The sequence below is a fragment of the Streptococcus oralis genome, assembly GCF_023611505.1.
GTDB lineage: Bacteria > Bacillota > Bacilli > Lactobacillales > Streptococcaceae > Streptococcus > Streptococcus oralis_CT.
Window position 1 is genome coordinate 101700 of the sequence record NZ_CP097843.1, and the last position, 12368, is coordinate 114067.

Below are 12368 nucleotides of genomic sequence, written 5' to 3' on the forward strand. Positions count from 1 at the left end.
TATGATACAATGGTGGCAAATTTTACTTCTCACTTTGTACTCAGCTTATCAAATCTGTGATGAGTTGACAATCGTTTCATCTGCAGGTTCCCCTGTATTCGCTGGTTTTATTACTGGTTTGATCATGGGAGATGTGACAACTGGTTTGTTTATCGGTGGTAGCTTGCAGTTGTTCGTTCTTGGGGTTGGTACCTTCGGTGGTGCTTCTCGTATCGACGCAACTTCTGGTGCGGTTCTTGCAACAGCATTCTCTATCTCTCAAGGTATTGATACAGATCTTGCGATTACAACAATCGCTGTACCAGTAGCAGCACTTTTGACATACTTCGACGTTCTTGGACGTATGACAACTACTTTCTTTGCACACCGTATTGATGCTGCGATCGAACGCTTTGACTACAAAGGTATCGAACGCAACTACCTACTTGGTGCGCTTCCATGGGCTCTTTCACGTGCCCTTCCAGTATTCTTCGCTCTTGCTTTTGGTGGTGCTTTCGTACAATCAGTAGTAGACCTTGTTAAAGAATACCAATGGGTTGCAGACGGTTTGACACTTGCAGGTCGTATGCTTCCAGGTCTTGGATTTGCAATCTTGCTTCGTTACCTTCCAGTTAAACGTAACCTTCACTACCTTGCTATGGGATTTGGTTTGACAGCTATGTTGACTGTTCTTTACTCAAACGTACAAAGTCTTGGTGGAGCAGTTGCTGGTATCATTAGCACTCTTCCTGCTGAAGTTGCTGAAAAGATTGGCTTTGCTAACAACTTCAAAGGTTTGTCTATGATCGGTGTTTCTATCGTAGGTATCTTCCTTGCAGTTGTTCACTTTAAGAACAGCCAAAAAGTAGCTGTAGCAGCACCTTCTACACCATCAGAAAGTGGGGAAATCGAAGATGACGAATTCTAATTACAAACTTACAAAAGAAGATTTTAATCAAATCAACAAACGTAGCTTGTTTACTTTCCAATTAGGTTGGAACTACGAACGTATGCAAGCTTCTGGTTACCTTTACATGATCTTGCCTCAATTGCGTAAAATGTATGGGGATGGAACTCCTGAATTGAAAGAAATGATGAAAGTTCATACTCAATTCTTCAATACTTCACCATTCTTCCACACTATTATCGCTGGTTTTGACCTTGCCATGGAAGAAAAAGATGGTGTGGGTTCAAAAGATGCCGTTAACGGTATCAAGACAGGTTTGATGGGACCATTCGCTCCTCTTGGAGACACAATCTTTGGTTCACTTGTACCTGCTATCATGGGATCTATCGCAGCAACTATGGCTATCGCTGGCCAACCATGGGGTATCTTCCTTTGGATTGCAGTTGCAGTTGCTTATGACATCTTCCGTTGGAAACAATTGGAATTTGCCTACAAAGAAGGGGTTAACCTTATCAACAACATGCAAAGTACCTTGACAGCTTTGATTGACGCTGCATCTGTACTTGGTGTCTTCATGATGGGTGCTCTTGTAGCAACAATGATCAACTTTGACATTTCTTACAAATTGCCAATCGGTGAAAAGATGATTGACTTCCAAGACATCTTGAACTCAATCTTCCCACGCTTGCTTCCAGCAATCTTTACTGCCTTTATCTTCTGGTTGCTTGGTAAGAAAGGTATGAACTCTACTAAAGCGATCGGTATCATTATCGTTCTTGCAGTAGGTCTTTCATTCATCGGTAAATTCTTGCTTGGAATGGGCGCATAATTTATGACAAAATCATTAATTTTGGTGAGTCATGGTCGTTTCTGTGAAGAACTTAAAGGTAGCACGGAAATGATTATGGGTCCACAAGACAACATTCATGCAGTGGCTCTTCTTCCAGAAGATGGTCCAGAAGAATTTACTGCAAAATTTGAAGCTGCTATCGAAGGATTGGATGATTTCCTAGTCTTTGCGGACCTTCTCGGCGGAACACCATGTAACGTGGTGAGCCGTCTAATCATGGAAGGTCGCGACATTGAACTCTACGCGGGAATGAATCTGCCAATGGTGATTGAATTTATCAATGCTAGCCTTACAGGTGCAGATGCGGACTACAAGAGCCGTGCTGCAGAAAGCATTGTGAAAGTCAATGATTTGTTAGCAGGCTTCGATGATGACGAAGATGAATAATACTCTTCGAAAATCAAATTCAAACTACGTCAGCGTCGCCTTGCCGTACTCAAGTACAGCCTGCGGCTAGCTTCCTAGTTTGCTCTTTGATTTTCATCGAGTATAAGATGTGACAACGGCTAAACCGTTAGAACATCTTATATAGAATATACATGGGAATGGGAGTCACTCCCATTCCCATATTTTCAATAAGAATGAAACAACAATAGATTAGAGGAACTCTATGCTAAATTACACAAAAGAAGAATTACTTGAACTGGGTGCAGAAATCACGACTCGTGAGATCTACCAACAGCCTGATGTATGGAAAGAAGCTTTTGAAGCCTATCAAGCGAAACGTGAAGAAATTGCAGCCTTTCTGCAAGGTATCGCTGATAGACATGACTATATCAAGGTCATCTTGACGGGTGCTGGTACTTCTGCTTATGTGGGAGATACCTTGGTGCCATACTTTAAGGAAGTCTATGACGAGCGCAAATGGAATTTCAATTCTATTGCGACAACAGATATTGTAGCCAACCCAGAAACTTATTTGAAAAAAGATGTGGCGACGGTCCTTGTTTCCTTTGCTCGTAGTGGGAATTCACCTGAAAGTGTGGCGACTGTTGATTTGGCTAAAGCCTTGGTTGACGACCTCTATCAAGTGACCATTACATGTGCTGCAGATGGTAAATTGGCGCTTCAAGCTCATGGCGATGAGCGCAATCTTTTGCTCTTGCAACCAGCTGCCTCTAATGATGCTGGATTTGCCATGACTTCTAGCTTTACGTCTATGATGTTGACAGCTCTCTTGGTCTTTGATCCTACAGAATTTGCTGTGAAAGCTGAACGTTTTGAAGTTGTGACGAGCCTTGCGCGTAAGGTTCTAGAAAATGCAGCAGATGTCAAAGAGCTGGTTGACCTTGACTTTAACCGTGTTATCTACCTGGGCGCTGGTCCTTTCTTTGGACTTGCTCATGAAGCTCAGCTCAAGATTTTGGAACTAACAGCTGGTCAAGTGGCGACCATGTATGAAAGCCCAGTTGGCTTCCGTCACGGTCCAAAATCTCTTATCAATGAAGATACAGTTGTTTTGACCTTTGGCACAACGTCAGAATACACTCGCAAGTACGACTTGGACTTGGTTCGTGAAGTTGCTGGTGATCACATTGCTCGTCGTGTTGTGCTTTTGAGTGATCAAGCCTCTGGTCTTGAAAATGTCAAAGAAGTGGCCCTTGGTTGTGGCGGTGTCTTGAATGATATTTACCGTGTCTTCCCTTACATCGTTTATGCCCAACTCTTTGCCCTGTTGACTTCGCTCAAAGTGGAAAACAAACCAGATACACCGTCTCCTACAGGTACAGTAAACCGTGTGGTACAAGGTGTTATCATTCATGACTATCAAAAGTAAGGAAGTGTCTATGAGTAAATTACAATTAAGTCCCAATAAAGTAGCTTGCTTGAAAAAACTCTCTGACGAGAACGGCATTATCTCAGCTCTTGCCTTTGACCAACGTGGTGCTTTGAAACGCCTCATGGCTCAATACCAAACAGAGGAGCCAACAGTGGCTCAAATGGAAGAACTCAAAGTCTTGGTTGCAGATGAATTAACAAAATACGCATCATCTATGCTTCTCGACCCTGAGTATGGTCTTCCAGCTACAAAAGCGCTTGATGCCAATGCTGGTCTTCTCCTTGCTTATGAGAAAACTGGCTACGACACAACTAGCACCAAACGCTTGCCTGACTGCTTGGATGTTTGGTCTGCCAAACGCATCAAAGAACAAGGTGCGGATGCAGTCAAATTCTTGCTTTACTACGATGTAGACAGTTCTGACGAACTCAACCAACAAAAACAAGCCTACATCGAACGCATCGGTTCAGAGTGTGTGGCGGAAGATATTCCATTCTTCCTTGAAATCCTCGCTTACGATGAAAAAATTGCTGACGCAGGTTCTGCAGAATACGCAAAAGTGAAACCACACAAGGTTATCGGTGCTATGAAGGTCTTCTCAGACCCACGCTTCAACATCGATGTCTTGAAAGTGGAAGTTCCAGTCAATGTTAAATACGTTGAAGGCTTTGGCAAAGGTGAAATCGTGCATACTCGTGAAGAAGCAGCAGCCTTCTTCAAAGCACAAGATGAAGCGACTAACTTGCCATATATCTACTTGAGTGCTGGTGTATCAGCCAAACTCTTCCAAGAGACCCTTGTCTTTGCCCACGAATCAGGCGCAAACTTCAACGGCGTTCTTTGCGGCCGTGCAACCTGGGCTGGATCAGTTGAAGCCTACATCAAAGACGGTGAAGCAGCAGCTCGTGAATGGCTACGTACAACAGGTTTTGAGAACATTGACGAACTCAACAAAGTTCTTCAAACAACAGCAACTTCATGGATTGAACGTGTAGAAGCATAAAAACAAGAATAGAAGAATCCCTTTTTGTTAAGAAGATACTTAAGGTTTTCTGACAAAGGATTCTGAAAATAGAAACTACAACCATAGATGGTGCATACACTCTCTATGGTTTGTTTACTTAAGAGAAATGGATCAAAGGAGAGAAGAATGAAAGCATACACAGAGCGTGTATTTGGAAATCATGAGGGCAAGGATGTCTTGGCCTATCGCTTTGAGACTAACAGTGGCTATCAGCTTGAAGTTATGACCTATGGAGCGACCATCTTGCGCTATGTCACGCCTGACAAGGCTGGAAATTTTGCCAATGTGATTTTGGGCTTTGATGACTTTGATAGCTATATAAGCAATAGTCCCAAGCATGGAGCAAGTGTAGGTCCTGTAGCGGGCCGTATTGCAGGTGCAACATTTGAGCTCAATGGTCAGACCTATGACCTTGAAGTCAACAACGCTAGCAACTGTAACCACAGTGGTTCAACAGGTTGGGATTCGAGCTTGTTTGAATTGGTTGAGGTGAGCGACCATGGCTTGACTCTCTACACAGAGCGTACAGACGGGACAGGAGGATTTCCTGGTAATCTTAAGATTTGGATTAGCTATCACTTGGAAGAAACTGGTGCCTACGAAGTCAGCTATAAGGTGACGACTGATCAGGACACGCTTGTCAATCCAACTAATCATAGCTATTTCAACTTATCTGGTGATTTCACGCAGACAGTTGACCGCCATGTCTTTCAGCTAAATACGGAGGGCATTTACCCAATCGCTCCAGACGGTGTTCCAGCTAAGATTCCAGATGCTGATCGTGATGTAGTGAAACACATCTACAATGGTGCTTTGCTCAAGGATATCTTTGCAGAGGATGATGAGCAAATCCAGCTGGTATCTGGTTTGGATCACCCATTTGCTCTTCCTGCAGGTCATGACAATGCTGGTTTCCTTTATGATCAAAACTCAGGTCGTTTCCTGCTTTTCAAGACAGAGGCCCCTTGCCTTGTGGTCTACACAGCAAACTTTGTGGATGAGAGTGTCGTCATAGGAGGCCAGCCAATGGTACAGCACAATGGGATTGCCCTTGAAGCGCAGGCCTTACCAGATGCTATTCACAGTGACCTCAAAGACCAAGTCATTCTCAAAGCAGGTCAAACCTTTACCAGCAAAACTCGTTATGAGCTTGTTGTCAAATAAAAAAGAAAGAGCTGGGTTCCAGCTCTTTTGAGTTCCGTGCTGTTGTATTGACATTAGAGGCAGTTTGGTCAGTACATGGCTTATTTTTCTTTTTTCTGTTTCTCGATTCTCTCTAACATTCTGTTTTTACGCTCCTCCAGTTCTTGGATTTGCTTGAGTAAAAGATCTGAAAAGTCACTATCGAGCTCTTCAGCCTCTCCACTACTATACCAATCTAAGGCGACAATGTGATTATTTTTATCAAAGCAGAAAATCACATCTCCATCACCGATGATAGACAGAAAAGGGATATAATCTACAAAGCCAAGTTCATGTAATTCTTTGGTCTTCAGTCGAATGTCTAGAAAATCAGGTATCTCATTTGCAATGCCGTAAACCTTAATACCACGGCAAAATGTCCAAAATGGGGCCACATCAAATGCTTTGGCTCTTGGCCACAGTTCCTCCCTGACTTCCATATAGAGTCCACCTAGGGGTGACATGGTAAAGTCCCTAAAGTCGTCTGGAAGGCTAATTTGATACAGTTTTTCAAAATCTTCTATATCCTCTTCAGAGGGTTCATTTCCCATGCAGGCTACAACTTGGTAGGTTTTAGAATCATAATGATGAAAATAATCATAGACATTTTCTAGTGACATGGCTACACCTCTCTATCCTAGGTAAATATATTCGACAACCAAATCACAAAGCTGATTATCCTTATCATAGCCGAAGTAGACGGGATAGACTCCGTCTCCAAAACCTGATTGGATCATCGGAATGCTTAGGTCAGCGTTGGGGATTTTAAAATTAATCCAATCCCCGCCCTCACGTTGATAAAGGGGATTGTCTATGGCATTTTGGGCAAAAATTGCTGCAAAAAAATCATCGTAGATATTTTTATCAGGATTTTCTTTATACCAACTCTCTTCAAAATCGCAGTAGGCATTCTTGGTGTCAACGTCCACTATCGTTGCCAGACCTGCGTCAACTGCAAATCCAAAATAAGAGTCTTTTTCAACAGTGTCTATATCTTCATCACCAGTCAGTGCTTCATAGTAGATGACTGGCACTTGATCTGTAAATTGGATTCTCGTTGCTATATACCTGTAGTGATCTTCTTCTAACTTGGCTACTAAAGTTTTTAGTCTATATGTTCCTTTGGGAACAGATTGTAAGTAAGGCTTTTCCTCTCTACGGAGCCAGAACAAAGGATCTCGGACTAGAATTTCTCCACTAGGAAAAGTCACTTCCCCCATATCCAAAACAAAAACTTCCATGTCCTGTATTTCTTTCCTATCAAAATAGTCTGCATAATTGATAGACGAAGTGAGCAGGTGTTTTATTTCTTGGTATTTCTGTAACCATTCTTGTGAAGTTTGTATTTTTTCCATAAACAGCTCCTTTCTAAATCTTTTATTTTAGGTGGGTACTTTCTGAGTTAGAGAATTGTGTACTCATTATCATTTTTCCTACAAATGCATTCATTCTATGCTTTTATTTCCCTAATGATCGAAAAGATTAGGTCTTTAAGACTTTCTGCTACATACACAACTTCATCAGGATCATGGATATAGCCGATAATCTGCCCTTCTTTTCCCTCTGTATTCGGATCAAAATCCAGCATCAGAAAACAACTGTCACAATACTCGGCAAAAGGAATCCATTTTTTATTAAAAAGATAGGGTTTTATCCTCTCGTCCCGCATTTTTTCAATGTCTTGGCTTGTAAAATGCTCAGGAAATTCAGTTAAGAGGGCGTCTCTGTTTTGAAAATAGTGTTTAGTGTTCTCAATTTCCTGCAGGCTCATCAAGCAAAAGGGCATGCCTCTTTCATCTACAAGGCAAGGCAGAATACTGAGATAATTACTCCCGTTTTTATACCTGTATAGCTCTTTTACTTCATCAGGCAGCGTTATCCCAAATTTCTCCTCAAATGCTACCAGTTCTTCCTCAGAAGCTCCAGGGATTTCCTGATAATCGTCTAGATATTCTTCCTCCACTGGGTCATCCAAATCCCATTCTTCAAAATTTTCACAGATGTACTCTTCTATCTTTTGGATTTCATTACTTATCTGCATATCATCCACCCTTTATTTTCTTAGTTACAGTTCTCCTTCGATTATTTGTTGCATATATGCTGACATATTATTTACAAAATCCGCAAAACTGCACATATCTTTCAACTCTTCATGCTCTATATCATAGAAAGCCACTTTCTTTGTTTTAGGATTCCATACGATATAGATATGGTCATAATCTCCCGTCTGTTTAGAAATACGTAGGACTTTCTGTCTGCCTTTTTTCATCGGAACAGTATTGATTAAAGAGAAAAACTCTATCCATTTAAAGTTACAGTCTTTAAACTCAAAATGTAATTCCTCACTTTGAAGAAAATCAATGACCGCCTTAGGCAGTTTAAATGGCTTCAGTTCATCCAGTTTATTTTGTAAACTGTGGTATTCTTCAGGCTCTAACTGCTTAAAATAGTCAGCCATCTCTTCATCACCATTTTCAAGTGCGATGCTGTATGGACGCATACCGCCTTTTTCTGTTATGGTTACATCCGCCCCATTTTCTACAAGATATTGACACATTTTTAAATCAACATACCTAGCGGCTACACATAGCGGAGTCGGTTTAAAAGGATAGACTGTATCAGGGGCATTGTAGTTAATATCAACTCCGTTCTTTATAAAGAAATCAAGCACATCATAATTTCTATCTGAAACGGCACTGCGAAATGCCTGCCCACCGTATTTTTCTACCCTATGACCTAATTCGTGGATGAGAGGCAGGTTCTCGTATTTTTTTCCATATAAAGCCTGTTCAAATGCCTCTGTCTTTACATCATTTACACAGTTCACCTTTGCGCCATGTTCTACCAGATACCTGATAATAGCTTCATCACAATATCTTACGGCAAGCAAAAACGCCGGATTGCCTTTTACATTCAGATTGACACCCTTTTCCACCAGTCATTTTAGAGAGTCAAAACTTTCCATAATCAGGGCAAGGTTTAAGGGCGACAGGGTGGTATATTTACCTATCTTTATGCTCTCTTCAATATCAAAACCCTTTAAAAACTGTTCATCTAATGCCGATGTATTTCCATTTATGATATCATTTACAATTTGTGGAACAGATTTAAAACTTCCTATATCCTTTAATCTAATCATTTTAAGTCTCCTATAAATTTAGAATCATCTGTTATAATTTGTTTTGCCTAAAGGAAGCGGATTAGGATTTAAGCTTACCCAGAGAATCGAAAGTTCACACAAACGTTCAGTTATAGTATCTTCATCACTGCCTTTTGCACGGATGCTGGAAATCAGTTCCTTAGTTTCTTCCAGTTTTTCTTCGGAAAGCGGTGTACCTGAAGCGAAATGGTTTGGCAGGGCTTTAAGCATGTTCCGGTAGTGTTTATCCCAGTTGACACCGCCATTTCTATAGAGCTCATCCTGTACGCGCCCTGTTATACGGATCACTTCGCCTTGTACAGTTTTCGCTGGCCCGCTTGAAGGAATCAACATCTCCCAAAGTTCATCGTATTGCTTTTGCCAAGGAACATCTTCTACAAGAATAGGAGAAACTCCGTCATATATCTTGCGTTTTGGAGCAGGTTCTACACCAAACAGTGCATAGAGTTTCTCAAGCCCTGCTTCTGTTTCAGTCAAGTAATCTTTATTAAAGTTTTCTCTGTGAAATTCAAAATCCTTTCCGATTAGTTCGACTCTTTCCGCCATTTCAGGCACTACCTCAGCACCCGCCTTTATGAGCATTTCTGCAATTTCTGCTACCTGTGCAATATTCATATTCCTGCAAGTAGCAAGGGATTCGGCTAAAGGAGTTCGTCCCATATCAGTTTTGGGATTAACATCTGCACCTTTTTCAATCAAAAAACTTACTATCTTAGGTCGGAAAAAACCTGCTGCCGTATGTAGAGGTGTACTGCCATATGTATCAGGTTTTTGTATATCTCTGCCTAATTCATACAGCAGTTTTACAGTATCTCTCCCCAAAGCGGCATGTTTATATAAAGGTGTACGTCCATAATAATCAGGAGTATTTACATCTAAACCCTGTTCCACTAGCCAGATAACAAACTCATCAGGAACACCTCCAAAATGAAGTGCCGTATTTAAGCTGTATCTGCCGTCATGAGCAGTAAGCTCACATTTATCATATACGGCTTTAAGAGATTCAATATCTCCTGCTGTAATCAGTTCATCAAAATTTTTAGGTAAGGTCACTCTTTTTTTGGCTATTGTTCTTCTCCTTTAATATAGAACTAACATTTGCATTTTACATTTCTAAACCCACTTAAGCCCATCAACATTTTTTAAAATCATAGATTTTCCATCGTAGTCATTTTTTAACTCGATTTCTTTTTCCTTAACCGAAATGTTGTTGTACCAGTGATCTAAGCTGGCATATTTTCCTGTATGGATATTGATAAGCATGCTTGTTATAGAATCCCAAGTGCCCTTTTCCACTGTTTCTGCAAGCAAATAATAGGCATCTAAAAATATGAGATTTCTCCCATAAATCCAAAATGGAAGTTGAATATTTAACAAAGGCAATTTTGCAGAAAAATATCATCTCCATGTGGTGGCACGGTTTCATAATGAAATTCTATCTCACTCCCATAATATGCTATCGTTGCTCCTTCGCAACCGATGCTTTGAGGAATACCCTCCTCAGCTACTAAAAATCCCATTGGCTTCTCCTTATGTTGTAATTGAATGAACTCCGACCAGACTCTCCACGTTTACAACCAGATGGTAAAGGTAATCACCTGTTTTTTGTAGGTGACAAATATTTTACCTCTAAATAGGCTGACAAGATGCTGAGCCATAGAGAGACCAATTCCGTGTCCAGATATGGTTTGGTTGTTGTGAGAGGTCTCCGCACGATAAAAGCGATCAAAGAAACGCTTAATATTAACTGCTTGTCCATCCTTATAATCATTAGAAATAGTGATGCAAGTTCGTTTGCGTAGTAGGTAATTTTTGCGTTGGAGCGTCAAGCGAATCGTTCCAGCGGGATCGCAGTATTTTCGGGCATTGTCAAGAAGGATGCTAAGAAGCTCATAAAATTCTTCTTGGGCTACTTTTTCTACAACGTCTGCTTCAATAGAACTTTCAAATTTTTTATCTTCTTTGGTAAAGAGAGGAGCAAAATCTGAGGCAACCTTTTCAGCGATAACGGAGATATTTTGAGGAGCTAGTTTGATATCCTCTTGTTCCTCGAGCCGAGCAAGTCGGATGAGTCTTCCAATCAGGTGGTTGAGTCGTTCCGTCTGTTCTTTAGTGCTGCTACTCCACTCAGTCTCTCCCTCTATTAACTCCTGTAGCTCGGTATTGGCCGAAATGATGGCTAGAGGCGTTTTGAGTTCGTGTCCTGCATTGGTGATAAACATCCGTTGTTTTTCATAGTTTTTGATAAAAGGACGAATGACAATCCCTGAAATCAAGGTGAAGAGCAGTATGAGGAGGAGTAAGCTAGCCAAGGCCAGCCAGATAGAGACCTGAAGTAAGGTATCTCGTTCTCGGATATAGTTAGTCGTCTCAAAGAAAACCAGTAGTTTCCCAGTCGTAGATTGGCTCACTTGGTAGGTAAAATAGCGTCCCTTATGAGTAATAGAGCCATAAGTTTCTTGCCTTTTGAGGATGCTTGGGAGAAAACTTTTGACTTCAGCCTCAGTTAAGGACTGGACATTTGTAAGGGAGATGGCGTAGTCATTTTCCTTTTCTCTGACGGAGAAGTATTGAAAATTATAGACAATCCCTTCTTGGATATTTTTCTCAGTCAGACTTTCTTTGATTTCGTCTGTAATAGGAAGTTCCCCCTCATTCTTGGTTAAGATAGAGAGAACAGTGTGAATGTTGTCCTCAGTCTGAGTGTAGACGATACTATTCATCAAAACTAGAAAGAAGGTTAGAATCAGAGTGATGGCAAGAGTAGCCGTTGCGATAAATTTGATACGAAGCTTTCGAAACATCTAGTCACCTCCTGTTAATTGGAAGGGGCCTTCTGCCGGCCCAAGTATCTGTAAGCTAGACTGGACACTTTGGAGTTTTTGGCGTAGGTAGGAGATATAGAGAAAGACGAGCTCGTGATCCTGTTCTTCCAGCTCGTCTGGCCAGACCTGCTCTAGTAGTTGTTGACAACTGAGGGGTTGGTTAGCGTGCTGGATGAGGAGAGTCAAGAGTTGGGTCTCCTTTTTCCCCAAACGAATGCTGTTTGTAGCAGCCAATTCTTGTTCATCAATATCCAAGCGGGTATTTCCTAATTGGACTGTATCCGGAGTATAGTCTTCCAGGCGGCGTGCAGTAGAACGGAGTCTAGCCAAGAGCTCCTTGAGCGAGAAAGGTTTAGTCAAGTAGTCGTCAGCACCTGCATCGAGTCCGGTTACACGGTCATCTACTTCAGCCATGGCTGTCAGCATGATGACGTGGGTCGTATTGCCCAACTGGCGAATTTCTTTGAGGGCTTCAATTCCAGTTTTAATTGGCATCATGATGTCAAAAATCATGAGGTGATAGTGGTTAGATTTAGCCTTTTCGACAGCATCTTGTCCATTAAAAACAGAATCAACGCTATAGCCCTCGCGTTCTAAAGCAACAGTGATGACACGATTTAGTTGAGCTTCATCTTCGGCAAGTAGGATTTTCATAGGTTCT

The 12368-nt window shown here is 41.4% G+C and carries 16 protein-coding genes; 6 read left to right on the top strand and 10 right to left on the bottom strand.

The genetic code is table 11. The annotated features are described in order from the left end of the window. Position 1 precedes the first annotated feature (1 nt). From M9H69_RS00585 to M9H69_RS00610, 6 genes are all read left to right on the top strand, one after another. Positions 2 to 907, top strand: coding sequence for a PTS mannose/fructose/sorbose/N-acetylgalactosamine transporter subunit IIC (locus tag M9H69_RS00585; RefSeq protein WP_250315637.1), 906 nt, complete (start codon positions 2 to 4; stop codon positions 905 to 907). Then, entirely contained in the window at positions 894 to 1715 is an 822-nt protein-coding gene (locus M9H69_RS00590) for a PTS system mannose/fructose/sorbose family transporter subunit IID (RefSeq protein WP_000185284.1), read from the top strand. Before M9H69_RS00585 ends, M9H69_RS00590 begins: the two co-directional genes overlap by 14 nt. A 3-nt stretch (positions 1716 to 1718) precedes the next feature. Next, positions 1719 to 2123, top strand: coding sequence for a PTS sugar transporter subunit IIA (locus tag M9H69_RS00595; protein ID WP_044020044.1), 405 nt, complete (start codon positions 1719 to 1721; stop codon positions 2121 to 2123). 223 nt (positions 2124 to 2346) lie between these two features. Next, on the top strand, positions 2347 to 3513 hold the full coding sequence (locus M9H69_RS00600; RefSeq protein WP_250315638.1) for an SIS domain-containing protein: 1167 nt from the start codon (positions 2347 to 2349) through the stop codon (positions 3511 to 3513). Between the two features lie 10 nt (positions 3514 to 3523). Next, on the top strand, positions 3524 to 4519 hold the full coding sequence (lacD, locus tag M9H69_RS00605; RefSeq protein WP_250315639.1) for a tagatose-bisphosphate aldolase: 996 nt from the start codon (positions 3524 to 3526) through the stop codon (positions 4517 to 4519). A 147-nt stretch (positions 4520 to 4666) separates the two neighbouring features. Next, positions 4667 to 5704 (top strand): aldose epimerase family protein, encoded by a 1038-nt coding sequence (locus tag M9H69_RS00610; RefSeq protein ID WP_250315640.1) that lies wholly within the window; start codon positions 4667 to 4669, stop codon positions 5702 to 5704. A gap of 80 nt (positions 5705 to 5784) precedes the next feature. Here the strand turns inward: M9H69_RS00610 and M9H69_RS00615 are convergent, their stop codons facing one another. The 10 genes from M9H69_RS00615 to M9H69_RS00660 form a co-directional block, all read right to left on the bottom strand. After that, entirely contained in the window at positions 5785 to 6342 is a 558-nt protein-coding gene (locus M9H69_RS00615) for an SMI1/KNR4 family protein (RefSeq protein ID WP_250315641.1), read from the bottom strand. Between the two features lie 12 nt (positions 6343 to 6354). After that, positions 6355 to 7077 carry a DUF4241 domain-containing protein gene (locus M9H69_RS00620; protein ID WP_250315642.1) on the bottom strand — a complete coding sequence of 241 codons (723 nt, stop codon included), beginning with the start codon at positions 7075 to 7077 and terminating at the stop codon, positions 6355 to 6357. Positions 7078 to 7172: 95 nt separating this feature from the next. Next, complete coding sequence (locus tag M9H69_RS00625; RefSeq protein WP_250315643.1) at positions 7173 to 7763, bottom strand: SMI1/KNR4 family protein; 591 nt, start codon at positions 7761 to 7763, stop codon at positions 7173 to 7175. Positions 7764 to 7787: 24 nt separating this feature from the next. After that, on the bottom strand, positions 7788 to 8657 hold the full coding sequence (locus M9H69_RS00630) for an ankyrin repeat domain-containing protein (protein WP_250315644.1): 870 nt from the start codon (positions 8655 to 8657) through the stop codon (positions 7788 to 7790). A 3-nt stretch (positions 8658 to 8660) separates the two neighbouring features. Further along, positions 8661 to 8861 carry a hypothetical protein gene (locus M9H69_RS00635; protein WP_250315645.1) on the bottom strand — a complete coding sequence of 67 codons (201 nt, stop codon included), beginning with the start codon at positions 8859 to 8861 and terminating at the stop codon, positions 8661 to 8663. 24 nt (positions 8862 to 8885) lie between these two features. Next, a complete protein-coding gene (locus tag M9H69_RS00640) occupies positions 8886 to 9950 on the bottom strand; it encodes an ankyrin repeat domain-containing protein (protein WP_250316153.1) in 1065 nt (354 codons plus the stop codon). A gap of 45 nt (positions 9951 to 9995) precedes the next feature. Further along, a complete protein-coding gene (locus M9H69_RS00645; RefSeq protein ID WP_250315646.1) occupies positions 9996 to 10259 on the bottom strand; it encodes a hypothetical protein in 264 nt (87 codons plus the stop codon). Beyond that, positions 10253 to 10402, bottom strand: a complete 150-nt coding sequence (locus tag M9H69_RS00650; protein ID WP_250315647.1) for a hypothetical protein — start codon at positions 10400 to 10402, stop codon at positions 10253 to 10255. Before M9H69_RS00650 ends, M9H69_RS00645 begins: the two co-directional genes overlap by 7 nt. Before the next feature lie 51 nt (positions 10403 to 10453). Then, the gene (locus M9H69_RS00655; RefSeq protein WP_250315648.1) at positions 10454 to 11686 is read right to left on the bottom strand and encodes a sensor histidine kinase; all 1233 of its coding nucleotides are present in this window, start codon (positions 11684 to 11686) and stop codon (positions 10454 to 10456) included. Beyond that, positions 11687 to 12361, bottom strand: coding sequence for a response regulator transcription factor (locus M9H69_RS00660; protein WP_250315649.1), 675 nt, complete (start codon positions 12359 to 12361; stop codon positions 11687 to 11689). Positions 12362 to 12368: the final 7 nt, after the last annotated feature.